Source organism: Escherichia sp. TW09308 (genome assembly GCF_000208565.1).
Classification (GTDB): domain Bacteria; phylum Pseudomonadota; class Gammaproteobacteria; order Enterobacterales; family Enterobacteriaceae; genus Escherichia; species Escherichia marmotae.
The window spans coordinates 55,861-81,244 of the sequence record NZ_AEME01000001.1 but is presented as its reverse complement, the minus strand read 5'-3'; the positions used below and the strand labels follow the sequence as shown (position 1 = coordinate 81,244).

Below are 25,384 nucleotides of genomic sequence, written 5' to 3'. Positions count from 1 at the left end.
TAATTGGCGCATAGAAAAAAATAAAACCACAAATAATGAGGCCGTTAATTTTTCGAGTTTGCTGACCCGGGAGTGCGTCTTGTTCCACTTTGCCAATACCGCTGTCTATCATCTGCCACGAGGTGCGCGATGAATGCGACTGCAGCCCAGACAAAATCTCTTGAGTGGCTTAATCGCCTGCGCGCAAATCCGAAAATACCTTTGGTTGTTGCTGCCTCCGCGGCGGTTGCAGTGATGGTCGCGTTAATTCTGTGGGCAAAAGCCCCTGATTACCGCACGTTATTCAGCAATCTTTCCGATCAGGATGGCGGTGCGATCGTCAGCCAACTGACACAAATGAATATTCCTTACCGCTTCAGCGAAGCCAGCGGCGCGATTGAAGTTCCGGCAGATAAAGTTCACGAGCTACGTCTGCGTCTGGCACAGCAAGGCTTGCCTAAAGGCGGCGCGGTCGGTTTTGAACTGCTCGATCAGGAAAAGTTTGGTATCAGCCAGTTCAGCGAACAGGTGAATTATCAGCGAGCGCTGGAAGGTGAACTTTCCCGTACCATCGAAACTATCGGCCCGGTAAAAGGAGCGCGCGTGCATCTGGCGATGCCGAAACCGTCTTTATTTGTCCGTGAACAAAAATCCCCTTCGGCATCAGTGACGGTAAATCTTTTACCTGGTCGCGCGCTGGATGAAGGGCAAATCAGTGCCATTGTGCATCTGGTTTCCAGTGCGGTAGCCGGATTGCCACCGGGTAACGTCACGCTGGTGGATCAGGGTGGGCATCTGTTAACCCAGTCCAGCACCAGCGGGCGCGATCTTAATGACGTCCAGTTAAAATATGCCAGTGATGTCGAAGGTCGCATTCAGCGGCGTATTGAAGCGATCCTGTCACCAGTTGTCGGCAACGGCAATATTCACGCTCAGGTGACGGCACAACTGGATTTCGCCAGTAAAGAGCAAACCGAAGAACAGTATCGCCCTAATGGCAATGCGTCACAGGCGGCGCTCCGTTCCCGTCAACTGAATGAGAGCGAACAAAGCGGTTCCGGTTACCCTGGCGGCGTGCCTGGCGCATTATCGAATCAGCCCGCGCCTGCCAATAACGCGCCAATCAGTACGCCTCCGGCAAATCAAAACAACCGTCAGCAACAAACAAGCACCACCAGTAATAGCGGCCCGCGCAGCACCCAGCGTAATGAAACCAGCAACTACGAAGTCGATCGCACTATTCGTCATACCAAAATGAACGTAGGCGACGTGCAACGTTTGTCGGTCGCCGTCGTGGTGAATTACAAAACGCTGCCGGATGGTAAACCGCTGCCACTGAGCGCCGAACAGATGAAGCAGATTGAAGATCTGACCCGCGAGGCGATGGGCTTTTCTGAAAAGCGCGGCGATTCACTCAATGTCGTCAACTCCCCCTTCAACAGCGGTGACGAAAGCGGTGGAGAACTGCCGTTCTGGCAACAACAAGTGTTTATCGATCAACTGCTGGCTGCCGGACGCTGGTTGCTGGTGCTACTGGTGGCGTGGCTGCTGTGGCGTAAAGCGGTACGCCCGCAGTTAACACGCCGCGCCGAGGCGGTGAGCGCCGTACAACAGCAGCCACAGGCTCGCCAGGAAGTGGAAGATGCGGTGGAAGTACGCCTCAGCAAAGACGAACAATTGCAGCAACGCCGTGCTAACCAACGTCTGGGAGCGGAAGTAATGAGCCAGCGTATCCGTGACATGTCTGATAACGATCCGCGCGTAGTAGCGCTGGTCATTCGCCAGTGGATAAATAACGATCATGAGTAACCTGACAGGCACCGATAAAAGCGTCATCTTGCTAATGACCATTGGCGAAGATCGGGCGGCTGAAGTGTTCAAGCACCTCTCCCAGCGCGAAGTGCAAACCCTGAGCGCAGCGATGGCAAATGTCACGCAGATCTCCAATAAACAGTTAACTGAAGTGCTGGCGGAGTTTGAACAAGAAGCTGAACAGTTCGCCGCCCTGAATATTAACGCCAACGATTATCTGCGTTCGGTGCTGGTGAAAGCGCTGGGCGAAGAGCGTGCCGCCAGCCTGCTGGAAGATATTCTCGAAACCCGCGACACCGCCAGCGGCATAGAAACGCTCAACTTCATGGAGCCGCAGAGTGCCGCCGATCTTATTCGCGATGAACATCCACAGATTATCGCCACCATTCTGGTACATCTGAAGCGCGCCCAGGCCGCCGATATTCTGGCGTTGTTCGATGAACGTCTGCGTCACGACGTGATGCTGCGTATCGCCACCTTTGGCGGTGTACAGCCTGCCGCGCTGGCGGAACTGACCGAAGTGCTGAATGGTCTGCTCGACGGTCAGAATCTCAAACGCAGCAAAATGGGCGGCGTGAGAACAGCAGCCGAAATTATCAACCTGATGAAAACCCAGCAGGAAGAGGCGGTTATTACCGCCGTGCGTGAATTTGACGGTGAGCTGGCGCAGAAAATCATCGACGAAATGTTCCTGTTCGAAAATCTGGTGGATGTCGACGATCGCAGTATCCAGCGTCTGTTGCAGGAAGTGGATTCCGAATCGCTGCTGATCGCCCTGAAAGGTGCCGAACAGCCACTGCGCGAGAAGTTCCTGCGCAATATGTCGCAACGCGCCGCCGATATCCTGCGCGACGACCTCGCCAACCGTGGTCCGGTACGTTTGTCGCAGGTGGAGAACGAGCAGAAAGCGATTCTGCTGATTGTGCGCCGCCTTGCCGAAACTGGCGAAATGGTGATTGGCAGCGGCGAGGACACCTATGTCTGATAACCTGCCGTGGAAAACCTGGACGCCTGACGATCTTGCGCCGCCACAGGCAGAGTTTGTGCCGCTGATGGAGCCGGAAGAAACCGTCACTGAAGAGATCGAACCCAGCCTTGAACAACAACTGGCACAACTGCAAATGCAGGCTCACGAGCAAGGTTATCAGGCGGGGATTGCCGAAGGTCGCCAGACAGGCCATGAACAAGGCTATCAGGAGGGTCTGGCACAGGGGCTGGAACAAGGACTGGTGCAGGCGAAATCTCAGCAAGCACCGATTCATGCGCGGATGCAGCAACTGGTCAGCGAATTCCAGACCACCCTTGACGCGCTGGATAGCGTGATAGCTTCGCGGCTGATGCAAATGGCTCTGGAGGCGGCGCGTCAGGTGATCGGTCAGACGCCCACGGTGGACAGCCAGGCACTGATCAAACAGATCCAGCAGTTGCTACAGCAGGAACCGTTATTCAGCGGCAAACCACAGTTACGCGTGCATCCGGATGACCTGCAACGCGTCGATGAGATGCTTGGCGCAACGTTAAGCCTGCACGGCTGGCGGTTGCGCGGCGATCCAACTCTGCATCCCGGCGGTTGTAAAGTCTCTGCCGATGAAGGCGATCTCGATGCCAGTGTCGCCACCCGTTGGCAAGAACTCTGCCGTCTGGCAGCACCTGGAGTGGTGTGATGACCACTCGCCTGACACGCTGGTTAACCTCGCTGGATAGCTTTGAAGCCAAAATTGCGCAACTTCCTGCGGTACGCCGCTACGGGCGATTAACCCGCGCCACCGGGCTGGTGCTGGAAGCCACCGGATTACAACTACCGCTCGGCGCAACCTGTGTGATTGAACGCCAGAACGGCGCTGAAACTCACGAAGTGGAAAGCGAAGTGGTTGGCTTTAACGGTCAACGGCTGTTTTTAATGCCGCTGGAGGAAGTGGAAGGTGTACTGCCTGGCGCACGCGTTTATGCCAAAAACATCTCCCCACAAGGGTTGCAAAGCGGCAAGCAATTACCGCTCGGTCCGGCGTTGTTAGGTCGCGTTCTGGACGGTAGCGGTAAACCACTCGACGGCCAGCCCTCTCCCGATACGACTGAAACCGGTGCATTAATTACCCCGCCGTTTAACCCATTGCAACGTACGCCGATTGAGCACGTGCTGGATACGGGCGTGCGTCCAATCAATGCCCTGCTTACCGTCGGACGCGGGCAGCGTATGGGGCTGTTTGCCGGTTCCGGCGTCGGCAAAAGTGTGTTGCTGGGGATGATGGCGCGTTACACCCGTGCAGATGTGATTGTCGTTGGTTTAATTGGTGAACGTGGACGCGAAGTAAAAGATTTTATTGAGAATATCCTCGGTGCTGAAGGGCGTGCGCGCTCGGTGGTGATTGCCGCACCAGCCGATGTTTCTCCGCTCCTGCGAATGCAAGGTGCCGCCTATGCCACGCGCATTGCCGAAGATTTTCGCGATCGGGGTCAGCATGTGTTGCTAATTATGGATTCCCTCACCCGCTACGCGATGGCTCAGCGTGAAATTGCGCTGGCGATTGGCGAACCGCCTGCCACCAAAGGCTATCCTCCATCGGTATTCGCCAAACTACCGGCGTTGGTCGAGCGTGCCGGAAACGGCATCAGCGGCGGCGGCTCGATTACCGCTTTTTATACCGTGCTCACCGAAGGTGATGATCAGCAAGATCCGATTGCCGACTCCGCGCGGGCGATCCTCGACGGGCACATCGTACTGTCTCGTCGTCTGGCGGAAGCCGGACACTATCCGGCAATTGATATTGAAGCGTCAATCAGCCGTGCAATGACAGCACTGATCAGCGAGCAACATTACGCGCGGGTGCGCACATTCAAACAGTTGTTGTCGAGTTTTCAGCGCAACCGCGACCTGGTCAGCGTTGGTGCTTATGCCAAAGGCAGCGATCCCATGCTCGATAAAGCCATCGCCTTATGGCCGCAGCTTGAGGGCTATTTGCAACAAGGCATTTTTGAACGCGCGGACTGGGAAGACTCTCTCCAGGGGCTGGAGCACATTTTCCCAACGGTGTCATAACTCAGGAGATAACAGCAGATGGCAGAACATGGCGCACTGGCGACCCTGAAAGATCTGGCAGAAAAAGAGGTGGATAACGCCGCACGACTGTTGGGTGAAATGCGTCGCGGATGCCAGCAGGCAGAAGAGCAACTCAAAATGCTGATCGATTATCAGAATGAATATCGTAACAACCTGAATAGCGATATGAGTGCAGGAATGACCAGCAATCGCTGGATTAATTATCAGCAATTTATCCAGACGCTGGAAAAAGCCATTACTCAGCACCACCAGCAACTTACACAGTGGACACAGAAAGTTGATGTTGCCCTGAATAACTGGCGGGAAAAGAAACAACGTTTGCAGGCCTGGCAGACACTGCAGGAACGGCAATCCACGGCGGCACTGTTAGCAGAAAACCGCCTCGACCAGAAAAAGATGGATGAGTTTGCCCAGCGCGCCGCCATGAGGAAACCAGAATGATTCGCTTAGCGCCCTTGATTACCGCTGACGTTGACACCACCACGCTGTCCGGCGGTAAAGCCACCGATAGCGCACAAGATTTTCTCGTTTTGTTGAGCGGAGCATTAGCAGGCGAGACAACAAACAACAAATCTACGCCCCCATTGTTGGTGGCGACAGATAAACTTGTCATCAAAGTCGAGCCGCTGGTCAGCGATATTCAGAACGACGCGCAACAACCGGATTTACGGATCTCTGTGGATGGAACACAGCCCGTCATCAACGACGAACAATCCACATCAACACCATTAATCACCGCTCAGGCGATTACGCTGGCTGCGGTGCCAGACAAAGACACGGCAAAAGACGAAAAAGCGGATGATCTTAATGAAGACGCCGCGGCCAGCCTGAGCGCCCTTTTCGCAATGTTGCCGGGTTTTGACAATACGCCCAAAGTAACTGACACACCATCAACCGTGTTACCGACAGAAAAGCCAGCACACCCCACAAAACTGACTTCTGCGCAACGCACAACAGCACAGCCTGGCGACACCGCTGAAGCGTCAGTCCAGCCATTAACACCGCTGGTAGCTGAAGCCCAGAGCAAAGCGGAAGTCATCAGCACACCTTCGCCAGTGACTGCTGCTGCCAGCCCGCTAATCACTCCACACCAGACGCAGCCTCTGCCCACCGTCGCAGCGCCTGTTTTGAGTGCCCCGCTGGGTTCCCATGAATGGCAACAATCCTTAAGCCAACATATTTCACTGTTTACCCGTCAGGGGCAACAAAGCGCTGAATTGCGTTTGCACCCGCAGGATTTAGGTGAAGTGCACATCTCCCTCAAAGTGGATGACAACCAGGCGCAAATCCAGATGGTTTCGCCGCATCAGCACGTGCGCGCCGCCCTGGAAGCGGCTCTTCCGGTACTGCGTACACAACTGGCAGAAAGCGGTATTCAGTTGGGGCAGAGCAATATCAGCGGCGAAAGTTCTAGCGGTCAGCAACAGGCGGCGTCTCAGCAACAGCAAGGCCAGCGCACAATAAACCATGAACGCCAGGCTGGCGAAGATGACGATGCACTGCCAATTTCTGCCTCTTTACGAGGGCGTGTAGCAGGCAACAGTGGCGTTGATATTTTCGCCTAACGTCAGAGGTAACCCCTTAATCTGCGTCTTTTCCCCGCTTTGTCGCGATCAAGACACAGGATAATTAGCCGATAAGCAGTAGCGACACAGGAAGACCGCAACACATGACTGATTACGCGATAAGCAAGAAAAGCAAGCGATCGCTTTGGTTCCCGATTCTGGTATTCATTACTCTCGCGGCCTGCGCCAGCGCGGGGTACAGCTACTGGCACTCGCATCAGGCGGCGACTGACGACAATGCGCAGCAACATGTCATGCCCTCACCGGTCTTCTACGCACTGGACACTTTTACGGTCAACCTGGGCGATGCGGATCGTGTGCTTTATATCGGTATTACTCTGCGACTAAAAGATGAAACCACCCGTTCGCGCCTGAGCGAGTATTTGCCGGAAGTTCGTAGTCGCTTGCTGTTACTGTTTTCGCGTCAGGATGCCGCCGTGCTGGCAACCGAAGAAGGCAAGCAAAAGCTGATTGCCGCGATTAAAGCCATACTCTCCACCCCGCTTGTTGCCGGGCAACCGAAACAGGATGTCACCGACGTGCTGTATACCGCTTTTATTCTGCGATAACGACATGGGCGATAGTATTCTTTCTCAAGCTGAAATTGATGCACTGTTGAATGGCGACAGCGAGGTCAAAGACGAACCGACTTCCGGCGTGACCAGCGACAATGACATTCGGCCTTACGATCCCAATACGCAACGACGGGTTGTGCGCGAACGTTTGCAGGCGCTGGAAATCATTAATGAACGTTTTGCCCGACATTTCCGCATGGGGCTGTTTAACCTGCTGCGTCGTAGCCCGGACATCACCGTCGGGGCGATCCGTATCCAGCCATATCATGAATTTGCCCGCAACCTGCCGGTGCCGACCAACCTTAACCTTATCCACCTGAAACCGCTGCGCGGCACAGGACTGGTGGTGTTCTCGCCAAGCCTGGTATTTATTGCCGTGGATAACCTGTTTGGCGGCGATGGTCGGTTCCCTACCAAAGTGGAAGGTCGCGAGTTTACCCATACCGAACAGCGCGTCATCAACCGCATGTTAAAGCTGGCGCTTGAAGGCTATAGCGACGCCTGGAAGGCGATTAATCCGCTGGAAGTCGAGTATGTACGTTCGGAAATGCAGGTGAAATTTACCAATATCACCACCTCACCAAACGACATTGTGGTTAATACGCCTTTTCATGTCGAAATTGGCAACCTGACCGGTGAATTTAATATCTGCCTGCCATTCAGCATGATCGAGCCGCTGCGGGAATTGTTGGTTAACCCGCCACTGGAAAACTCGCGTAATGAAGATCAGAACTGGCGCGATAATCTGGTGCGTCAGGTACAGCATTCACAACTGGAGTTGATCGCCAACTTTGCCGATATTTCGCTGCGCCTGTCGCAGATTTTGAAACTGAAACCCGGCGATGTCCTGCCGATAGAAAAACCCGATCGTATCATCGCGCACGTTGACGGCGTTCCGGTGCTGACCAGCCAGTACGGCACCATCAATGGCCAGTATGCGTTACGGATAGAACATTTGATTAACCCGATTTTGAATTCTCTGAACGAGGAACAGCCCAAATGAGTGACTTGAATAATCCGGCCGATGACAACAACGGCGCAATGGACGATCTGTGGGCTGAAGCGTTGAGCGAACAAAAATCAACCAGCGGCAAAAGCGCCACTGAGGCGGTGTTCCAACAGCTTGGTGGCGGCGACGTCAGTGGAACATTGCAGGATATCGACCTGATTATGGATATTCCGGTCAAACTGACCGTCGAACTGGGTCGCACACGAATGACTATCAAAGAGCTGTTGCGCCTGACGCAAGGATCAGTGGTGGCGCTGGACGGTCTGGCTGGCGAACCGCTGGATATTCTGATCAATGGCTATTTAATCGCCCAGGGCGAAGTTGTGGTCGTTGCCGATAAATATGGCGTGCGGATCACCGATATCATTACCCCGTCTGAGCGGATGCGCCGCCTGAGCCGTTAGTGATGAATAACCACGCCACCGTGCAACCAACCACGCCGGTTTCCACCGCGCCGCTCCTGCAGGTGAGTGGCGCATTAATTGCCATTATTGTCCTGATTCTCGCTGCAGCGTGGCTGGTGAAACGGCTGGGATTTGCCGCCAAACGCAGCGACGCCCGCGGGTTAAGAGTCAGCGCCAGCGCTTCACTTGGCGCGCGCGAGCGGGTAGTGGTGATCGATGTGGAAGATGCACGACTGGTACTCGGCGTCACCGCAGGGCAAATCAATCTGTTGCATAAACTTCCCCCTTCTGCGCCAACGGAAGAGATGCCACAGGCCGATTTCCAGTCGCTAATGAAAAATTTGCTCAAGCGTAACGGGAGATCCTGATGCGTCGTCTGTTATCTGTCGCTCCTGCTCTTCTCTGGCTGGTCAGCCCCCTCGCCTTTGCGCAACTGCCTGGCATCACCAGCCAACCGCTGCCTGGCGGAGGACAAAGCTGGTCGCTTCCGGTGCAGACGCTGGTGTTCATCACCTCGCTGACGTTTATTCCGGCGATTTTACTGATGATGACCAGTTTCACTCGCATCATCATCGTTTTTGGTTTACTGCGTAACGCGCTGGGAACCCCCTCCGCCCCGCCCAACCAGGTATTGCTGGGACTGGCGCTGTTTTTGACCTTTTTTATTATGTCACCGGTTATCGACAAAATTTATGTCGATGCGTACCAGCCATTCAGCGAAGAGAAAATCTCAATGCAGGAGGCGCTGGAAAAAGGGGCGCAACCGCTGCGTGAGTTTATGCTGCGTCAGACCCGCGAGGCAGATTTAGGGTTGTTTGCCAGACTGGCAAATACCAGCCCCTTGCCGGGACCGGAAGCCGTGCCGATGCGCATTTTGCTACCGGCCTATGTGACCAGCGAGCTGAAAACCGCATTCCAGATAGGCTTCACGATTTTCATTCCTTTCCTGATTATCGACCTGGTGATCGCCAGCGTGTTGATGGCGTTGGGGATGATGATGGTGCCCCCCGCGACCATTGCTCTACCATTTAAACTGATGCTGTTTGTGCTGGTGGATGGCTGGCAATTGCTGGTCGGTTCGCTGGCGCAGAGCTTTTATAGTTAGAGGGGGCAAAATGACACCTGAATCGGTCATGATGATGGGGACGGAAGCGATGAAAGTCGCTCTGGCGCTGGCCGCCCCGCTGCTACTGGTGGCGCTGGTGACTGGCCTTATTATCAGCATTTTGCAGGCTGCCACGCAGATTAACGAAATGACGCTATCGTTTATTCCGAAAATCATCGCCGTATTTATCGCCATTATTATTGCCGGGCCGTGGATGCTCAACCTGTTGCTGGATTACGTCCGCACCTTGTTCACTAACCTGCCGTATATCATCGGGTAGCGCGTGCTATGTTGCAGGTAACAAGCGAACAATGGCTTTCCTGGTTAAGTCTGTATTTCTGGCCATTGCTGCGCGTGCTGGCGCTGATCTCCACCGCGCCCATTTTAAGCGAACGTAGTATACCGAAACGGGTGAAACTGGGACTCGCGATGATGATCACTTTCGCTATTGCCCCGGCATTACCAGCCAACGATGTTCCCGTTTTTTCGTTCCATGCCCTGTGGCTGGCGGTGCAGCAAATCCTGATTGGCATTGCCCTTGGGTTTACCATGCAATTTGCCTTTGCCGCTGTGCGAACTGCTGGAGAAATTATCGGTCTGCAAATGGGGCTTTCATTTGCGACATTCGTCGATCCAGGCAGCCATCTTAATATGCCCGTTCTGGCGCGTATTATGGATATGCTGGCTCTGCTGTTGTTCCTGACATTTAACGGCCATTTATGGTTGATTTCGCTGCTGGTCGATACGTTTCACACTCTGCCTATTGGGGGCGAGCAGCTTAACAACAATGCGTTTCTGGCGCTCACCAAAGCAGGAAGTTTAATTTTTCTCAACGGATTGATGCTGGCATTACCGATTATTACTCTGCTGCTGACACTGAATCTGGCGCTGGGATTACTTAATCGTATGGCTCCGCAATTATCAATTTTCGTTATCGGTTTTCCATTAACTCTGACGGTCGGTATTTCATTAATGGCAGCATTAATGCCGTTAATTGCTCCGTTTTGCGAACATTTATTCAGTGAAATTTTTAATTTGCTTGCCGATATTATTAGCGAATTTCCAGCAATATGATTCCGTAATGTTTATCGTGTTATCCTAAGGATTATCCGAAAAATAAAATCAGGCTACATCTTCCAGGATACTCCGCTGGCGCAATATTTATTTTAGTCTCACTCACATATCACAACATTTACTTTACTTTAAGACAATTCCAGGCAAATTATAAAGAACTTTACGGGATAGTAAGTCCGCCTGAAAAATCGCGAGAGTGCCGCATTAGGTGATGCTTGTTGTTCCGTTTAGTCATGATGAAATATTCAGGTAAGGGGAATTATCGTTACGCATTGAGTGAGGGTATGCCATGTCAACGATTATTATGGATTTATGTAGTTACACCCGGCTAGGTTTGACCGGGTATCTGTTGAGTAGAGGGGTTAAAAAAAGAGAAATCAACGACATCGAAACCGTTGATGACCTTGCCATCGCTTGTGATTCACAGCGCCCTTCAGTGGTGTTTATTAATGAGGACTGTTTTATCCACGATGCTTCTAACAGTCAGCGTATCAAGCACATCATTAATCAACATCCCAATACGTTATTTATCGTTTTTATGGCAATTGCCAATGTTCATTTTGATGAATATCTGTTGGTCAGAAAAAATTTATTGATTAGTTCTAAATCAATTAAACCGGAATCTCTCGATGATATCCTTGGCGATATTCTGAAAAAAGAGACAACAATGGCCACTGTTTTAAATATGCCGACGTTATCATTGAGTCGAACCGAATCGAGTATGTTGCGAATGTGGATGGCTGGTCAGGGAACCATTCAGATCTCCGACCAAATGAATATCAAAGCCAAGACCGTTTCATCGCATAAAGGCAATATTAAACGTAAGATCAAAACGCATAATAAACAGGTTATCTATCATGTCGTCCGACTGACGGATAATGTGACTAATGGTATTTTTGTCAACATGCGCTAACACATTCTGACTGGTGGTTTCCCACCAGTCAGGTTGAATGAAATTACTCTGCTTTCTCCACAAAGATACCGTCCTGATGCCCTGCCTCATTAAAGAACCAGATGCCGAGCGGGTAGTCTTCCAGCGAAACCAGGTACATTGTGCCTTCACTAAACTCCTCAACTGCCAGTACCACGCCAGGACGACGCGGACCGCCATCCGTTTTGACTGTTACCCGATCATTCACCTTCATCATTTTCCTCCTGTGGCTTTGTGCCAGTGTAGAACAATTTCTTTTTGCTGGCAGCGCCGGATGAGCGCGAGTGCTGATTTTCTCGACGGTCTATACTTAAAAGATGCCAGGCGTGTATCACGGCCAGCAGCATCAAATGAGTAACGGTTGCGAGGAAAGATGATGAAAACCGCAAAAGAGTACAGCGATACCGCAAAACGTGAGGTCAGCGTCGATGTCGATGCCCTGCTGGCGGCGATCAATGAAATTAGCGAAAGCGAAGTTCATCGCAGCCAGAGTGATTCAGAACACGTCAGTATCGATGGTCGTGAATACCATACATGGCGTGAATTAGCGGATGCCTTTGAACTGGATATTCATGACTTTAGCGTCTCGGAAGTAAACCGCTAAATGCGACATAAAAAAATCCCGGCCCTTGTGGGGGTCGGGATCAAACTTGCTTAAGCAAGAAGCACTTAAAAAATTCGTTACACCAGGAAATCTGATGTGTTCATCACCTTATCTGCAATTTTTTTCGCTGACAAGGAAATATTCTTTGCATGAATGATTAATATCACTAATGAATGAAATTGTGACTTTCGTCACCCCTTATGGCCTCTGCTACGGGCGGGATCGCTCCCAAAAAATGATCAAATACAAATCGTGCTATTTTGAGAAACATCCTGGTAAAGGGAGTATGCGCTACCATGCTTTCAATTCAACAACCACTGCTGATTTTCACCGATCTCGATGGCACCCTGTTGGACAGTCATAGCTATGACTGGCAGCCTGCCGCTCCCTGGCTAAACCGTTTACGAGAAGCAGACGTTCCAGTGATTCTCTGCAGCAGTAAAACGTCGGCGGAAATGCTGTACTTGCAAAAAATCCTGGGTCTGCAAGGGTTGCCGCTGATTGCCGAAAACGGAGCGGTGATCCAACTGGATCATCAATGGCAAGATATAGATGGTTTCCCCCGTATCATCTCGGGTATTGCCCATAGTGAAATCAGTCTGGTGTTGAATACGTTACGCGAGAAAGAACATTTCAAATTCACCACTTTTGATGATGTCGATGAGACAACCATTGCTGAATGGACTGGATTAAGCCGTAGCCAGGCGGCGCTGACGCAATTGCATGAAGCCTCGGTCACGCTCATCTGGCGCGACAGTGACGAGCAAATGACGCAATTTACCGCTCGCCTGAACGAGTTAGGGTTGCAGTTTGTCCAGGGCGCTCGCTTCTGGCATGTGTTGGACGCCTCTGCCGGAAAAGATCAGGCCGCCAACTGGATCATCGCGGCATATCAACAATCAGGCGGAGAACGTCCGACGACGCTTGGCTTAGGCGATGGTCCAAATGACGCGCCATTACTGGAAGTGATGGATTACGCGGTCATTGTGAAAGGGCTAAACCGGGAAGGCATTCATCTGCAAAATGAGGATCCGCCTCGTGTCTGGCGAACGCAGCGAGAAGGTCCTGATGGCTGGCGCGAGGGGTTGGATCACTTTTTTACCGTCCGTTAAGGGGTATCACTGGCGCAGACCCGATTACGTCCTGCTTGTTTAGCGAGATACAGCCGACGATCGGCCAGCGATTGCAATTGTTCAAAATCATAATCACCGGTTTCTTCACTGCTGCTCACCCCCAATGAAGCACTGATGCGGATAGTCTTGCTCTTGGCAATCAACATCTCTTTTTCATTCAGCTTCAGACGAATATGTTCGGCAACTTCTTTTGCCTGCTCCAGGCTGGCGCCAGGCAGAATCACACAAAACTCCTCACCACCAACCCGTCCGGCAACATACTGGGGTCGTAATGAACGACTAATTAATCCGGCAGCATGTGACAACACACAGTCGCCCGCCTGGTGACCAAAGCGGTCATTAATCGCTTTAAAATGGTCAAGGTCGACCTGAATGACAGAAAAAGGATGTTTGTGTGTCTGGCACATTTTGGCCAGCGGACGCGCTTTTTCGAACAGTGCGCCACGGTTATACAGGCGGGTTAAAGTGTCGTGCCACGCCTGCCATTGCAACGAGCTTTGCAGGACAAACATATTGCTGACCATCTGGCGAATCACATACCAGGAGATAAGTAACATGGTTGTGAAGAGCGCCCACAACAGGGTTAATGCAATGCTGATACTGCCGAAATCACCACGCACACCTTCGCTAAGCGTATGGATTCGCACTAATACCCCGTCAAAATGATCCAGCCGTTCCCAGCTAACATAGCGACTGTTCATCCGGATTCCACCGCGCGTATCGTGTTCAATGGCCTGCGCAAGTGATGCCAGTTCGCGAGGATCAAAGAGATCTTCGGTAGGATTCTCCGGGTTGGAAGAGGTCAATAATTTCAGTTTACTGTCGTAGAGTTGATATTCACCGTCGAGATTTTTATCGATAGCATTTTGTAAAAATTGCTGCATTGAACGCACGGGAATACTCATTCCCAGCACGCCATACCAGTAATTATTGCTGTCAACCGGCACGCTTACAGTGACTTGTGGTTCAGTAACATTGTTATGGTCATGCTGAGAGGTAAACCAACGCACCGCACGTTGGCGGTTTTCTCGTTGTGAATGACCGATAAACCAGGGTTGGGTGACAAATTCGTAGTAACGCCCGGGCACACTTCGCATAAACAGCGTCGGCTGCGTAGAAACGTAAAATCCGGCGCGCGAGACATACATCGCCTGTTCAACCATCGACGAGGAGTTGTGCGCCAGTCGCAGCAAGTAACCGACTTCCAGCGCGGCGGTAATTTCGTTGTCCAGGGATTCATTTTCGCGAGAAAGCAGATCCCCCTCGCTGACTAACGCATCAGAGACGCCATTTACCGGCAGGGTACGTCGTCTGTTGAGTTCTATCTGCCAGGCATGTTCATCGCGACGTTGTTCGAACTCGGTAACGGCATTGCGCAGAGAGGTGAAATCGAGCGGCGCAACGAGGGCTTCGCGCATCCCGTTACGCAAAAATAATAACTTATCAACGTTATATTGCAGTTGTTTATCAAGCGCGTTGGCAACATTTTCCAGATGGTTACGCTGACTTGAAATATAGGCATCTTCCAGTACGACGACTTCACGCCATGTGAGTAAAGTTGAGAAGATCAACACCACAATAAAGCAGAGATTAACGACATGACCAGGCCCCAGGCGGCGCGCGAGTTTTTTCAGCCAGCTCTGGTTTTCCATTTCTGTCTCGTGCAGCACCCTGACAACTCCCAACCTGCTTTCTTATGATTCTGGCATAACCTGGCAATAGCGTACCGCCAAACAACAATATTTTTATAACGAGGCATGATAAGACGCGCCAGCGTCGCATCAGGCTTTCAATGCCAACGTTGGCACAATCGCCGGATACGGCGTGAACGCCTTATCTGCCCTGGTGTTAATTATACGCTTTTAAACTTCTTCCGATGAACGACTCTTCTCCCCCGGAACAAGCTCAGTTTCATGAAAGGCTTCCCGTTTGACGCCGTAACCGTCATACCAGCGACACTCAACCATGCCGCTGGAATACCCGGTAACAATCATCCGCGGGCCGCCCTCTTTAACCGTTACTTCCTCACTCACCACAAAGCTCATACTCGCCTCCTTTTTTCGAGTGAAACTTGTTCACCTTAGTCGAGAATGGCGAATTTTGCATACCAGCCAGTGAGAATATTAATGTACCTGACCGCGCATTTTCGCTACTGCTTTCACTGCCAATACGACGATGCTACCGATGATAAAACCAAGAATCAGATTTAAAACAGTCGGTAATATCATCGCCACCAGCGCACTCTGCTGCCCGGAGAAATGTTCAATAGCATGATGCAGCGGCGCAATACCATGTACCACAATGCCACCACCGACGAGAAACATCGCCAGCGTGCCGACGATCGATAACGCTTTCATCAGCCAGGGCGCGATAATCAATAACCCCTTGCCCAGCGCCTGTATAACCGTACTGGATTTTTCCGCCAGCCAGTAACCCAGATCATCAATCTTAACGATGATCCCCACCAGACCGTAGACGCCCACGGTAACCACCAGTGCGATCCCTGAAAGTACCAGCACCTGATTAAGCAACGGCGCTTCCGCCACAATCCCCAGCGTGATAGCGACAATTTCCGCAGACAAAATAAAATCGGTACGAATCGCCCCTTTTATTTTGTCCTTTTCGAACTTCAGCGGATCCTGCGCTGCCAGTTTTTCCAGACGCTGCTGACTCTGTGCCGGATCCTCTTTATGCTTACGCGCCTCCAGCATATGCAGCACCTTCTCTACCCCTTCAAAGCAGAGAAATGCACCGCCAATCATCAACAGCGGTGTAATCGCCCACGGGATAAACGCACTGATGATCAGCGCCAACGGCACCAGAATCACTTTGTTGATGAGCGATCCCTTCGCCACGCCCCAGACCACGGGTAATTCCCGGTTGGCACGCACACCTGAAACTTGTTGCGCATTGAGCGACAAGTCATCCCCTAATACACCAGCGGTTTTCTTCGCCGCCAGCTTGCCCATCACGGAGATATCGTCCAGCAAAGTGGCGATATCATCGAGCAACGTCAATAAACTACTCCCGGCCAAAAGCATTCCCTCTCATTTTTATTGTTGACGGTGCTAAGTATGAAGCAAAATCGGCTTGTCTGATACTTGCTTCACAAGTCAACATTTTATTAACAATCAATTACGATTATATCTCTCGCCAGTGAAATGATTTTCACGTTTACTATGAACCGCCTTTTTATTTCCATCGTGAGGGATTATGCGTTTCCGCCAGTTGTTACCGCTTTTTGGCGCACTGTTTGCGCTGTATATCATTTGGGGCTCAACCTATTTTGTCATTCGGATTGGGGTAGAAAGCTGGCCACCGTTAATGATGGCGGGCGTGCGCTTTCTGGCAGCCGGTATTTTACTAATGGCATTTTTACTGCTGCGCGGGCACAAATTGCCGCCGCTACGTCCACTGCTTAATGCCGCGCTTATTGGCCTGTTACTGCTGGCTGTCGGTAACGGCATGGTAACGGTAGCCGAACATCAAAACGTCCCTTCCGGCATTGCCGCCGTGGTGGTGGCAACGGTGCCACTCTTTACCCTGTGCTTCAGCCGCCTGTTTGGCATAAAAACGCGCAAACTGGAGTGGCTTGGCATCGCCATTGGGTTAGCGGGGATCATCATGCTCAACAGTGGCGGTAATTTAAGCGGCAATCCGTGGGGCGCGATCCTGATTTTGATCGGGTCTGTGAGTTGGGCATTTGGTTCAGTTTATGGCTCACGAATCACTCTGCCAGTGGGGATGATGGCGGGAGCCATTGAAATGCTGGCGGCAGGCGTGGTGTTAATGATCGCATCGATGATTGCGGGTGAAAAACTGACGGCGCTCCCTTCTCTTTCGGGCTTCCTGGCGGTCGGCTATCTGGCGCTGTTTGGTTCGATCATCGCCATCAACGCTTATATGTATTTAATCCGCAATGTCAGCCCGGCCCTGGCGACCAGCTACGCTTATGTTAACCCGGTGGTCGCGGTATTACTGGGTACGGGGCTGGGTGGCGAAACGCTATCGCGGATTGAATGGCTGGCACTGGGCGTGATTGTCTTCGCGGTGGTGCTGGTAACGCTGGGGAAATATCTCTTTCCCGCAAAACCCGTTGTCGCCCCCGTCATTCAGGACACATCAAGCGAGTAAATGAATCCCCAGAGAGTCGATCTGCGCGCTGGCACCCTCGCTGCAGATCCACTCTTCCAGACGCTCGGTCAGCGCCGCGTCCGTCAACTTCTCTCGCCCACGTAACGCACACTCCCAGACAATCAATACACGCCAGCCGAGTTCCTGCAATCGATTAATATCACGACGATCGCGCTCGACATTTTTACCTATCTTCTCCAGCCAGAACTCCGTTCGTGTGGCAGGAACTTTGAACAGATGGCAATGATGATGGTGCCAGAAGCAGCCGTGGGTAAATATCACGCAGCGATACTCATCGAGGACAAAATCCGGACGTCCGGGTAGACTGGCACCCTGAACGCGAAACATCAGCCCCTGTCCGGTTAACAGACTGGCCAGGCGCTTCTCGATTGCTGTATCGTGCGTGGCAATCGCGCGCATATTTTTGCTACGCGTGGCTTTATCGTGAACGTCGGCCATGTTGTGCCTCTTGCTGACGCAACGCTACCGCCTGTTTGATTTTTGGCTCGAGCAGTTTTGCCACCGCGGCAAAGACCGGTACGACTACCGAGTTGCCGAACTGGCGATAGGCCTGAGTGTCAGAAACCGGAATGCGGAATTTCGCTTCATGAGGCGCTTCAAAGCCCATCAACCGTGCGCATTCACGAGGTGTTAACCGACGCGGACGATGTTGCTGATTCTGCGGATCGTCAAAGTCTTTCTCACCTGTTGCCATATCCCAGCCGCGATCGATTAAAATTTCTGCGCCATCTTTGTAATAGCGGGCAGAAAGCGTGCGCGTGACACTTTGCGGATTGTTCGGATAAACCATCCCGTACCCGAAGCCGTTACCGCGCGCCTGATGTTTTTTCGCATAGCGATAGAGGTACTTCCACAGCACCGGCGTCAGAATATATTTCGCTTCGACTATCGGATCCAGCAACTCCGCCAGCGTCACTCGCTGCGCAGGGAAACAATCGCTGATATCACGCAGGGTAAAATCTTGCTTCAGATTAAGATCGCGACGGAAACCCACCAGCACAATGCGTTCACGGTGCTGCGGTAAAAAATGTTTGCCATCAATGATCTTCGGATCGTTCGGGCCATTATCTTCTGCATCGGCTACGTCATAGCCCAGTTCGTCCAGCGTCTGCATGATGATGCGGAACGTTTTGCCCTGGTCGTGACTTTTCAGGTTTTTGACGTTTTCAAGTACAAAAATCGCCGGACGGCGGGCGTCGATAATGCGTACCACATCAAAAAACAACGTCCCCTGGGTATCGCAGGCAAAACCGTGCGCGCGACCAAGAGAGTTCTTTTTCGATACGCCAGCCAGGGAAAACGGCTGGCAAGGAAAACCGGCCAATAAAACATCATGTTCAGGGATGTGCTGACGAATATGTGCCGCCGCTGCTTCATCGCTCACGCCCTCTTTATGGCTCAGGGTAATGTCGCGGATATCTTCATTAAAGTGATGCGTAGCCGGGTCGCAATAATGATTCGCTTTGTAGGTGCGTACCGCATGTTTATTCCATTCACTGGTAAACACGCATTGACCGCCAATCGACTCAAAACCGCGACGGATGCCACCAATTCCGGCAAACAGATCGATAAAACGAAACGCATAGTGCGGATGATGTGCAGGTGGTTTGGGTAACAACGTTTGCAGATGAGCGAACTCTTTCTCACTTAAACGGTGCCATGCCGAATCATTCGCCAGCGCACGTTTTAAAATCGCCGCGCTCCAGTGATTCTCACCCACGCCATTAAGTTGTGCCACCAATGTTTTAACATCATAAATTTGCAGCAGTTTCTCCAGCATTGCCTGTGCGGCATTCCCGGTGCTGTATGAATCGGTTACTGATATATTTTCCTGCATAGATTTAACCGGCCATCTGAGATGGCCGACAGGTTAACATAATTACTTCAGTTTAGGGCCACGCGGTCAGCCTGCAGGAGAAAAGGCACGAATCACGTCATGATCCACACCTTCATTCTCGCCCGCCAGTTCAGCGCTGAGTTTAGCCATAAACTCCACCTGAAAACGGGCGTTGTGTTGCGCCAGTTGTTTACCTTTTGTCGTTTGCATGGTTTGCGGTAGTTTCAGCAGCTTAGTCTGGAAATGATCCAGCGCGTAGCGTTTATCATCAAGCGGGCGATGCTGCGCGAACGGGTCTTCACCGTCAAACAACGCCACACCCAGCGAGCCTGAGACCGCAAACACTCGCGCCAGACCAATCGCGCCTAAAGCTTCCAGCCTGTCTGCATCCTGCACGATTTTGGCTTCCGCCGTTAAAGGTGTAATTTGTGCGCTGAAACTGTGTGCCGCGATAGCATGGCAAATGGCGTCTATTTTCTCTGGCGGAAAATCGACAAATTCCGCACTTAAAATGCGACGCGCCTCTTCTGCCGCCAGTAATGAGGAGCGCTGCCGTTGCGGATGATTTTTCGCCAGGCTCACAATATCGTGAAAATAACAGGCGGTTAAAATGACCAGCATATCGACGTCTTCATCTGCCGCCAGTTTCTGCGCTGTCGCCCAGACACGACGAAAATGACACAGGTCATGGGCCACGTCCTGGTGCGTTTGATGGTTTTTAAACCAGTTTTCAAACCGTGCCTGCCAGTGTTGTAAATCCATACACGCTCCGCTGCAAATGAGTCGCAACCTTAGCAGTTTTTACTCATAGCGTCTGCTACGCACGGGTCGTGGTCGGGTGTACCACGCAATACCACCTAACAACGCTCCGACCAGGGCCATAAACAAAAATCCCACTAATGCCCCTAACCACTTTCCTGCGGTAGAGCCTAAATCACTTTCAAATCCCGACACGGGGGCATCCGGGATCCTGCTCATCACCCAAATGTAACGCGCCATTACCCAGACGAAATAGCCACACCATGTATAGAAAGCCCATAAAGCCAGTTTGCCGCCAGGGCTGCGAGAAAGTCTCTCTTCCATCGTTGTCGAACCGTACTCCATTTTAAGATAACCCGGGAAATTCAGACTTAGCACTATTATGTGATAAAAGTCACATTTTTCCACATTAGTTGAGACAGTCAAGTCTCACTCATTTTTTGAACAAATATATAAATCTTAGCCAATGGCTATTATTTGCAGAAAAAACAAATAAGAAAGTATTTTTCTTTCGGCAGTGGATAATTAATTAATTCACATCTTGTATATATTAGCACTGAATACAATTATACCTTTTTCGTTTTCTGTGTCATGATAACCCCGTTATTAGCCTTTATCGTCTTGTTTATATTTTTGGGCCGGCATGATGCCGGCTTTTTTTATGCCATTCATAATGTGCGCAAGATCACTCAGGGTCTTTGGTGCAACACTCATTGACACAAACTATCCTTCCGCAAAATCAATAATCTATTGATATACAACCATAAATGACATGAATTTTTGTATCTGCAATTCATAATTTCGAATTATATTAAATAAGATAGAAACATTTTGAAATCTTTTAAATATATTTGTTACATGTAATCTTTAAAATAAAATGAACTTCATAGAATAGTATCCAAATGTGCTTTTTTTTGGATAATGGCACTTATTGATATATTCATGAAGATTATAATCACAAGGGAATACATAATGAAAAGAAAAGTTCTGGCAATGCTGGTCCCGGCGTTATTAGTTGCTGGCGCAGCAAATGCGGCTGAAATTTATAATAAAGATGGTAATAAACTTGATCTGTACGGTAAAGCTGTTGGTCTGCACTACTTCGCTGATGATGCAGCGAATAGCGATGGCGACCAGTCCTACGCCCGTATCGGTTTTAAAGGTGAAACTCAGATCGCTGATCAATTCACTGGTTATGGTCAATGGGAATACAACTTGCAGGCAAATGGTCCTGAAAGTAACAGAGCGGGTTCTGCTACCCGTCTGGCGTTCGCAGGCTTAGGTTTTGGCCAGAATGGTACTTTCGACTATGGTCGTAACTACGGCGTTGTTTATGATATTGAAGCATGGACCGATATGCTGCCGGAATTTGGTGGTGATACCTACGCTGGCGCTGACAACTTCATGAACGGCCGTGCTAATGGTGTAGCAACCTACCGTAACAATGGCTTCTTCGGTCAGGTTGATGGCCTGAACTTTGCTTTGCAATATCAAGGCAATAATGAAAGCGATGGTCTGTTTGGCCAGGAAGGTTCAGGTAATGGTAATGGTCGTAAACTGTCTAAAGAAAATGGTGACGGTTTCGGTATGTCCACCTCTTATGATTTCGACTTCGGTTTAAGTCTGGGTGCTGCATACTCCAACTCTGACCGTACCGATAATCAGGTTCACAAAGGTTATCATGATACTCGTTACGGAGACCGCTTCGATGCAACTGCTGGCGGTGAAACAGCGGAAGCATGGACCGTTGGTGCTAAATACGACGCGAATAACGTTTACTTAGCAGCTATGTACGCTGAAACTCGTAACATGACTGGTTACGGTGATGCTGATGCCATCGCTAATAAAACTCAGAACTTTGAAGTTGTTGCTCAGTATCAGTTCGACTTCGGTCTGCGCCCGTCCATCGCTTACCTGCAATCTAAAGGTAAGGATTTAGGCGGATTGAATGGTGATAACTTCGACAGCCAGGGGAATCATCATTACGCAAACAAAGATCTGGTTAAATACGTTGAAGTCGGTGCGACTTACTACTTCAACAAAAACATGTCCACCTATGTTGATTACAAAATCAACCTGCTGGATAACGACGATGACTTCTACAAAGCAAACGGCATCGCAACCGATGATATCGTTGCTGTAGGCTTAGTCTACCAGTTCTAATCAGCCAACGCGCCACGGCACGTTACTGTAAAAACTCATCCAGCCTGAGTTCGTCCCTCGTTGAACTCGGGCTTTTTTATCCCCCTCGTCAAATCACCAGCAGCGGCACTCTCAACCGCTGTGGCATGTCGACAAAACTCAATTCCTGGGTGACTCCCGGCACAATAACATCTGCCAGTTTCTGTTCAGCCAGAGTCGCTAAACAGTGCAAAGCCTGAGCACGTAGTGCATCTTTAAAACGATGCATGTCAGAAACATATCTACGCTCCAGGATTCTTACATATTCCGGAATAAAGCCAGGTAAATGAATATGCCCTGAAGAAACGTTAGCGAAAAACTACGCATAATAAAGCGATAGTTCCCTATCATCCCGAGAAAGACATTCACCGGAATAACAATATTTCAGTACATAGAAAACCTCTGAAAACATCTTAATATAAAAAAGACTATAAATTATTATTAATTTACCTGTTAAAGATTATAGTTATGCCTTAAATATTTGGTGCATTATATCTGCTGTAACCTTAGCCACTCCTCGCACACCTGTTTCTGGTTGCTACTGTAATTAGAGAATCTGATAGCATGTAATTAACCATATCTGTCATCAGTTAAGCTTAATCTGATTCATCATTTTTCCACGACTAACGGTTATACAGAACGGCTTCATCATTATTTTTTGCTAAAAATCTCATTTATGATTCTTACAGTCGCCCTATGTAACGAGAGTATGCAATCTCATCTTTTCTGAAAAATGAACTAAAATATATTGCTACGCTTTACGTTTTTTATTGCAAATAAGGTTGATTCGATGAGAACACTATTCGTTAACTGTGATGTATTTTCCCTGACGTGTTTAACGCAACCCTCTACCGCTTTAGGTATATTGACTCGTTTTACGTTCCTGGTTAAATATAGCATCCAGCTCAGTCGCGAATATAGTGACTAACCTACCGAAGTAACAATAAGGAATACACTATGACTGTTCAAACAAGTAAGAACCCGCAGATTGATATTGCTGAAGATAATGCGTTCTTCCCTTCAGAATATTCGCTTAGCCAATATACCAGTCCTGTATCTGATCTTGATGGTGTGGACTACCCAAAACCGTATAGCGGTAAGCATAAAATTCTGGTGATCGCCGCTGACGAACGCTATTTGCCGACCGATAACGGTAAACTATTCTCGACGGGCAACCATCCCATTGAAACGTTGCTGCCGTTGTATCACCTGCATGCTGCTGGTTTCGAGTTCGAAGTTGCGACCATCTCTGGCCTGATGACGAAGTTTGAATACTGGGCTATGCCACACAAAGATGAAAAAGTGATGCCATTCTTTGAGCAGCATAAATCTCTGTTCCGCAATCCGAAGAAATTAGCGGATGTTGTCGCCAGCCTCAACGCAGACAGCGAGTACGCAGCAATCTTTGTTCCAGGTGGTCATGGTGCTCTTATTGGCTTACCTGAAAGCAAAGAAGTTGCTACCGCTCTGCAATGGGCAATTGAAAACGACCGCTTTGTTATCTCTCTTTGTCACGGCCCGGCGGCGTTTCTGTCGCTCCGCCACGGTGATAACCCACTAAACGGTTATTCAATTTGCGCATTCCCGGATGCAGCAGACAAACAAACACCAGATATTGGCTATATGCCGGGTCATCTGACCTGGTACTTCGGTGAAGAACTGAAGAAAATGGGAATGAACATCATCAATGATGACATTACTGGCCGGGTACATAAGGATCGTAAACTTCTCACCGGAGACAGCCCTTTTGCAGCGAATGCGCTGGGCAAACTTGCTGCACAGGAAATGCTGGCGGCATACGTGGGTTAACCGGACATCACTTACGGTGTAATAAAAAAGTGGGGGTTTATCTCCCCCACTGAATAAACGAGAGATGTTCACCACCAGTTGTTGACGCCTTATCTCTTGTCTTACCTCCATTTTTGCATCAGCTTCATGCATTGAAGAATGCAATACAATCCTTTGTTGAAATAACAAGTATAATTCAAACAAATCATTAACACATAAAATATAAGGAAATGTTATGTGGCATTACGTTATTTATCGATTTTAGAAAACGACTATCTCTGATAAACTCCATCACGTTTTAACCAGTAGGGAAGCGAGGTTAGATATGTCGTTAACGTCAATTTTTAGACGCATTGCATTTAGCTATTATGATTATTCATGTGAGGATATTGATATTGCAAATACTGAATTTGCAGTCATTCACATTCCAGATCAAATTGGCGATGCAATGGCTATTTACCCAATAATTAGATCGCTGGAATCACATAAAATAAAACATTTATTAATTGTCACATCTACAATTAATAAATCTGTTTTTGATGCGCTTCATCTTAAATACACCAAATTAACATTAGTCAGTATGACAATGCAGGACTATGCCAGCTTAAATGAATAAAAAAACTGGCGAAAAGTATAAGAGAGCAACACGGTACACCAGATCTCTGTATTGAAGCGATGCGCAAGAAAAACTTGAAAACAATGCTATTCATAAGTCATTTAAAGGCGAAAACGAATTTACAAGTTGTGGGTTTAACGATGACATGTTATTCCCCATTATGTAAATCGGCATCAACAATGGATCAGTCTCTTCGAGCGCCAGTACCAATGACATGGGCTTTCATGATGCGAGAAGCAGGTTTCCCACCCGTCCCCCCTTTATTTGAATTACCGATCCACGAAGAGGTAATAGACGAGGTACATTATGAACTGGATCCATTGGGTTCTTACATCGCTCTTAATCTTGATGGCAGTGCCCAGGAAAGAACCTTTTCAGAAACAATAGCTCAAAAGCTAATAGCTATGATTAAAAATGAAACAAATATGCCAATTGTCATTGTTCATGGACCCAATGGTACTGAAAAAGCAGTAGAGCTAACCCAGTATTTTGACAATGTCTATCATTTATCGTTGGCTCCTTCAATAGTACGTTCTGCTGCCGTCATAAAAAATGCTTTTCTCGCGATAACGCCAGATACCTCTATTTTGCATATGACAAGTGCTTATAATGTTCCTGTCATCGCCGTGTATGCCGATTATAAAACACGCTGGCCTGCAATGGCGGATATTTCAGAGACAATTGTAGTAGGGAAAGAGATTGATCGCATCAATCTGGATGAATTCAGAAACACGGTGAAAAGAATTATCGTAAAAATTCAATCCTGATGTAATTATCAGATTTAAGAGATTTTAGATAT

At 49.6% G+C, this 25,384-nt stretch carries 28 protein-coding genes and 1 pseudogene; 20 read left to right on the top strand and 9 right to left on the bottom strand.

The genetic code is table 11. The annotated features are described in order from the left end of the window. Nucleotides 1-129: 129 nt before the first annotated feature. From fliF to rcsA, 14 genes are all read left to right on the top strand, one after another. A complete protein-coding gene (gene fliF / locus ESM_RS0100465; RefSeq protein WP_000994476.1) occupies nucleotides 130-1,788 on the top strand; it encodes a flagellar basal-body MS-ring/collar protein FliF in 1,659 nt (552 codons plus the stop codon). Then, on the top strand, nucleotides 1,781-2,776 hold the full coding sequence (fliG, locus tag ESM_RS0100460) for a flagellar motor switch protein FliG (RefSeq protein ID WP_000067961.1): 996 nt from the start codon (nucleotides 1,781-1,783) through the stop codon (nucleotides 2,774-2,776). Before fliF ends, fliG begins: the two co-directional genes overlap by 8 nt. Beyond that, complete coding sequence (gene fliH, locus ESM_RS0100455; RefSeq protein ID WP_001282686.1) at nucleotides 2,769-3,455, top strand: flagellar assembly protein FliH; 687 nt, start codon at nucleotides 2,769-2,771, stop codon at nucleotides 3,453-3,455. The genes fliG and fliH overlap by 8 nt, the downstream gene beginning before the upstream one ends. Continuing rightward, a complete protein-coding gene (fliI, locus tag ESM_RS0100450) occupies nucleotides 3,455-4,828 on the top strand; it encodes a flagellar protein export ATPase FliI (RefSeq protein ID WP_000213265.1) in 1,374 nt (457 codons plus the stop codon). The genes fliH and fliI overlap by 1 nt, the downstream gene beginning before the upstream one ends. A gap of 18 nt (nucleotides 4,829-4,846) precedes the next feature. Next, complete coding sequence (fliJ, locus tag ESM_RS0100445) at nucleotides 4,847-5,290, top strand: flagellar export protein FliJ (protein WP_000807573.1); 444 nt, start codon at nucleotides 4,847-4,849, stop codon at nucleotides 5,288-5,290. Further along, entirely contained in the window at nucleotides 5,287-6,414 is a 1,128-nt protein-coding gene (locus tag ESM_RS0100440; RefSeq protein WP_000620131.1) for a flagellar hook-length control protein FliK, read from the top strand. Before fliJ ends, ESM_RS0100440 begins: the two co-directional genes overlap by 4 nt. A 104-nt stretch (nucleotides 6,415-6,518) precedes the next feature. Further along, nucleotides 6,519-6,983 carry a flagellar basal body-associated protein FliL gene (gene fliL, locus ESM_RS0100435; protein ID WP_000133098.1) on the top strand — a complete coding sequence of 155 codons (465 nt, stop codon included), beginning with the start codon at nucleotides 6,519-6,521 and terminating at the stop codon, nucleotides 6,981-6,983. Nucleotides 6,984-6,987: 4 nt separating this feature from the next. Further along, a complete protein-coding gene (gene fliM, locus ESM_RS0100430; RefSeq protein ID WP_001516574.1) occupies nucleotides 6,988-7,992 on the top strand; it encodes a flagellar motor switch protein FliM in 1,005 nt (334 codons plus the stop codon). Next, nucleotides 7,989-8,402, top strand: a complete 414-nt coding sequence (gene fliN / locus ESM_RS0100425; protein ID WP_001281690.1) for a flagellar motor switch protein FliN — start codon at nucleotides 7,989-7,991, stop codon at nucleotides 8,400-8,402. The genes fliM and fliN overlap by 4 nt, the downstream gene beginning before the upstream one ends. A 2-nt stretch (nucleotides 8,403-8,404) precedes the next feature. Then, entirely contained in the window at nucleotides 8,405-8,770 is a 366-nt protein-coding gene (gene fliO, locus ESM_RS0100420; protein WP_001059112.1) for a flagellar biosynthetic protein FliO, read from the top strand. Continuing rightward, a complete protein-coding gene (gene fliP, locus ESM_RS0100415; RefSeq protein ID WP_001253435.1) occupies nucleotides 8,770-9,507 on the top strand; it encodes a flagellar type III secretion system pore protein FliP in 738 nt (245 codons plus the stop codon). Before fliO ends, fliP begins: the two co-directional genes overlap by 1 nt. A gap of 10 nt (nucleotides 9,508-9,517) precedes the next feature. Next, nucleotides 9,518-9,787 carry a flagellar biosynthesis protein FliQ gene (fliQ, locus tag ESM_RS0100410; RefSeq protein ID WP_000187358.1) on the top strand — a complete coding sequence of 90 codons (270 nt, stop codon included), beginning with the start codon at nucleotides 9,518-9,520 and terminating at the stop codon, nucleotides 9,785-9,787. Nucleotides 9,788-9,795: 8 nt separating this feature from the next. Next, nucleotides 9,796-10,581, top strand: coding sequence for a flagellar biosynthetic protein FliR (fliR, locus tag ESM_RS0100405; protein WP_000942323.1), 786 nt, complete (start codon nucleotides 9,796-9,798; stop codon nucleotides 10,579-10,581). Nucleotides 10,582-10,870: 289 nt separating this feature from the next. Continuing rightward, nucleotides 10,871-11,494, top strand: a complete 624-nt coding sequence (gene rcsA, locus ESM_RS0100400) for a transcriptional regulator RcsA (protein WP_000103995.1) — start codon at nucleotides 10,871-10,873, stop codon at nucleotides 11,492-11,494. A gap of 43 nt (nucleotides 11,495-11,537) precedes the next feature. Here rcsA and dsrB read toward each other — a convergent pair whose 3' ends face one another. Then, entirely contained in the window at nucleotides 11,538-11,726 is a 189-nt protein-coding gene (gene dsrB, locus ESM_RS0100395; RefSeq protein ID WP_000867217.1) for a protein DsrB, read from the bottom strand. A gap of 162 nt (nucleotides 11,727-11,888) precedes the next feature. Here dsrB and yodD point away from each other — a divergent pair, with 162 nt between their 5' ends. Together yodD and ESM_RS0100385 are read left to right on the top strand one after the other, a co-directional pair. Next, nucleotides 11,889-12,116: a peroxide/acid resistance protein YodD gene (gene yodD, locus ESM_RS0100390; RefSeq protein WP_001516578.1), complete on the top strand. Its 228-nt coding sequence runs from the start codon at nucleotides 11,889-11,891 to the stop codon at nucleotides 12,114-12,116. 296 nt (nucleotides 12,117-12,412) lie between these two features. After that, the gene (locus tag ESM_RS0100385) at nucleotides 12,413-13,228 is read left to right on the top strand and encodes a mannosyl-3-phosphoglycerate phosphatase-related protein (protein ID WP_000949098.1); all 816 of its coding nucleotides are present in this window, start codon (nucleotides 12,413-12,415) and stop codon (nucleotides 13,226-13,228) included. Here ESM_RS0100385 and dgcQ read toward each other — a convergent pair. The 3 genes from dgcQ to ESM_RS0100370 form a co-directional block, all read right to left on the bottom strand. Next, the gene (gene dgcQ / locus ESM_RS0100380) at nucleotides 13,225-14,919 is read right to left on the bottom strand and encodes a cellulose biosynthesis regulator diguanylate cyclase DgcQ (RefSeq protein WP_010375617.1); all 1,695 of its coding nucleotides are present in this window, start codon (nucleotides 14,917-14,919) and stop codon (nucleotides 13,225-13,227) included. The genes ESM_RS0100385 and dgcQ overlap by 4 nt on opposite strands. 192 nt (nucleotides 14,920-15,111) lie before the next feature. Continuing rightward, nucleotides 15,112-15,294 (bottom strand): YodC family protein, encoded by a 183-nt coding sequence (locus ESM_RS0100375; protein ID WP_000011632.1) that lies wholly within the window; start codon nucleotides 15,292-15,294, stop codon nucleotides 15,112-15,114. A gap of 78 nt (nucleotides 15,295-15,372) precedes the next feature. Continuing rightward, nucleotides 15,373-16,290, bottom strand: coding sequence for a DUF808 domain-containing protein (locus tag ESM_RS0100370; RefSeq protein ID WP_000922674.1), 918 nt, complete (start codon nucleotides 16,288-16,290; stop codon nucleotides 15,373-15,375). Between the two features lie 172 nt (nucleotides 16,291-16,462). Between ESM_RS0100370 and yedA the strand changes: the two genes are divergently transcribed. Next, nucleotides 16,463-17,383: a drug/metabolite exporter YedA gene (gene yedA, locus ESM_RS0100365; RefSeq protein WP_001212246.1), complete on the top strand. Its 921-nt coding sequence runs from the start codon at nucleotides 16,463-16,465 to the stop codon at nucleotides 17,381-17,383. Here the strand turns inward: yedA and ESM_RS0100360 are convergent. From ESM_RS0100360 to drpB, 4 genes are all read right to left on the bottom strand, one after another. Continuing rightward, nucleotides 17,372-17,842: a very short patch repair endonuclease gene (locus tag ESM_RS0100360; protein WP_000785975.1), complete on the bottom strand. Its 471-nt coding sequence runs from the start codon at nucleotides 17,840-17,842 to the stop codon at nucleotides 17,372-17,374. The genes yedA and ESM_RS0100360 overlap by 12 nt on opposite strands. After that, complete coding sequence (gene dcm / locus ESM_RS0100355; RefSeq protein WP_001157228.1) at nucleotides 17,823-19,241, bottom strand: DNA-cytosine methyltransferase; 1,419 nt, start codon at nucleotides 19,239-19,241, stop codon at nucleotides 17,823-17,825. The genes ESM_RS0100360 and dcm overlap by 20 nt, the downstream gene beginning before the upstream one ends. 66 nt (nucleotides 19,242-19,307) lie before the next feature. Continuing rightward, complete coding sequence (locus ESM_RS0100350) at nucleotides 19,308-20,003, bottom strand: phosphohydrolase (protein WP_000365593.1); 696 nt, start codon at nucleotides 20,001-20,003, stop codon at nucleotides 19,308-19,310. A 39-nt stretch (nucleotides 20,004-20,042) separates the two neighbouring features. Continuing rightward, the gene (drpB, locus tag ESM_RS01000000123610; RefSeq protein ID WP_242664688.1) at nucleotides 20,043-20,324 is read right to left on the bottom strand and encodes a cell division protein DrpB; all 282 of its coding nucleotides are present in this window, start codon (nucleotides 20,322-20,324) and stop codon (nucleotides 20,043-20,045) included. Between the two features lie 648 nt (nucleotides 20,325-20,972). Between drpB and ompC the strand changes: the two genes are divergently transcribed. Then, nucleotides 20,973-22,163 (top strand): porin OmpC, encoded by a 1,191-nt coding sequence (gene ompC, locus ESM_RS0100340; RefSeq protein ID WP_000824343.1) that lies wholly within the window; start codon nucleotides 20,973-20,975, stop codon nucleotides 22,161-22,163. A gap of 88 nt (nucleotides 22,164-22,251) precedes the next feature. Here the strand turns inward: ompC and ESM_RS1000000128935 are convergent, their stop codons facing one another. Continuing rightward, on the bottom strand, nucleotides 22,252-22,410 hold the full coding sequence (locus ESM_RS1000000128935) for a hypothetical protein (protein WP_176240371.1): 159 nt from the start codon (nucleotides 22,408-22,410) through the stop codon (nucleotides 22,252-22,254). Between the two features lie 728 nt (nucleotides 22,411-23,138). On the opposite strand from ESM_RS1000000128935, the gene hchA reads away from it, so the two are divergent. Further along, complete coding sequence (gene hchA, locus ESM_RS0100330; RefSeq protein WP_000218188.1) at nucleotides 23,139-23,990, top strand: glyoxalase III HchA; 852 nt, start codon at nucleotides 23,139-23,141, stop codon at nucleotides 23,988-23,990. Between the two features lie 304 nt (nucleotides 23,991-24,294). After that, nucleotides 24,295-25,352 (top strand): annotated as a pseudogene (locus tag ESM_RS01000000123595) (glycosyltransferase family 9 protein). The last annotated feature ends 32 nt before the right edge of the window (nucleotides 25,353-25,384 follow it).

Bases quoted from the DNA above. Each gene is read 5' to 3' on its own strand.
- fliF (WP_000994476.1), top strand. From the start codon at position 130: ATGAATGCGACTGCAGCCCAGACAAAATCTCTTGAGTGGCTTAATCGC.
- fliG (WP_000067961.1), top strand. From the start codon at position 1,781: ATGAGTAACCTGACAGGCACCGATAAAAGCGTCATCTTGCTAATGACC.
- fliH (WP_001282686.1), top strand. From the start codon at position 2,769: ATGTCTGATAACCTGCCGTGGAAAACCTGGACGCCTGACGATCTTGCG.
- fliI (WP_000213265.1), top strand. From the start codon at position 3,455: ATGACCACTCGCCTGACACGCTGGTTAACCTCGCTGGATAGCTTTGAA.
- fliJ (WP_000807573.1), top strand. From the start codon at position 4,847: ATGGCAGAACATGGCGCACTGGCGACCCTGAAAGATCTGGCAGAAAAA.
- ESM_RS0100440 (WP_000620131.1), top strand. From the start codon at position 5,287: ATGATTCGCTTAGCGCCCTTGATTACCGCTGACGTTGACACCACCACG.
- fliL (WP_000133098.1), top strand. From the start codon at position 6,519: ATGACTGATTACGCGATAAGCAAGAAAAGCAAGCGATCGCTTTGGTTC.
- fliM (WP_001516574.1), top strand. From the start codon at position 6,988: ATGGGCGATAGTATTCTTTCTCAAGCTGAAATTGATGCACTGTTGAAT.
- fliN (WP_001281690.1), top strand. From the start codon at position 7,989: ATGAGTGACTTGAATAATCCGGCCGATGACAACAACGGCGCAATGGAC.
- fliO (WP_001059112.1), top strand. From the start codon at position 8,405: ATGAATAACCACGCCACCGTGCAACCAACCACGCCGGTTTCCACCGCG.
- fliP (WP_001253435.1), top strand. From the start codon at position 8,770: ATGCGTCGTCTGTTATCTGTCGCTCCTGCTCTTCTCTGGCTGGTCAGC.
- fliQ (WP_000187358.1), top strand. From the start codon at position 9,518: ATGACACCTGAATCGGTCATGATGATGGGGACGGAAGCGATGAAAGTC.
- fliR (WP_000942323.1), top strand. From the start codon at position 9,796: ATGTTGCAGGTAACAAGCGAACAATGGCTTTCCTGGTTAAGTCTGTAT.
- rcsA (WP_000103995.1), top strand. From the start codon at position 10,871: ATGTCAACGATTATTATGGATTTATGTAGTTACACCCGGCTAGGTTTG.
- dsrB (WP_000867217.1), bottom strand. From the start codon at position 11,726: ATGAAGGTGAATGATCGGGTAACAGTCAAAACGGATGGCGGTCCGCGT.
- yodD (WP_001516578.1), top strand. From the start codon at position 11,889: ATGAAAACCGCAAAAGAGTACAGCGATACCGCAAAACGTGAGGTCAGC.
- ESM_RS0100385 (WP_000949098.1), top strand. From the start codon at position 12,413: ATGCTTTCAATTCAACAACCACTGCTGATTTTCACCGATCTCGATGGC.
- ESM_RS0100375 (WP_000011632.1), bottom strand. From the start codon at position 15,294: ATGAGCTTTGTGGTGAGTGAGGAAGTAACGGTTAAAGAGGGCGGCCCG.
- ESM_RS0100370 (WP_000922674.1), bottom strand. From the start codon at position 16,290: ATGCTTTTGGCCGGGAGTAGTTTATTGACGTTGCTCGATGATATCGCC.
- yedA (WP_001212246.1), top strand. From the start codon at position 16,463: ATGCGTTTCCGCCAGTTGTTACCGCTTTTTGGCGCACTGTTTGCGCTG.
- ESM_RS0100360 (WP_000785975.1), bottom strand. From the start codon at position 17,842: ATGGCCGACGTTCACGATAAAGCCACGCGTAGCAAAAATATGCGCGCG.
- dcm (WP_001157228.1), bottom strand. From the start codon at position 19,241: ATGCAGGAAAATATATCAGTAACCGATTCATACAGCACCGGGAATGCC.
- ESM_RS0100350 (WP_000365593.1), bottom strand. From the start codon at position 20,003: ATGGATTTACAACACTGGCAGGCACGGTTTGAAAACTGGTTTAAAAAC.
- drpB (WP_242664688.1), bottom strand. From the start codon at position 20,324: ATGGAAGAGAGACTTTCTCGCAGCCCTGGCGGCAAACTGGCTTTATGG.
- ompC (WP_000824343.1), top strand. From the start codon at position 20,973: ATGAAAAGAAAAGTTCTGGCAATGCTGGTCCCGGCGTTATTAGTTGCT.
- ESM_RS1000000128935 (WP_176240371.1), bottom strand. From the start codon at position 22,410: ATGCATCGTTTTAAAGATGCACTACGTGCTCAGGCTTTGCACTGTTTA.
- hchA (WP_000218188.1), top strand. From the start codon at position 23,139: ATGACTGTTCAAACAAGTAAGAACCCGCAGATTGATATTGCTGAAGAT.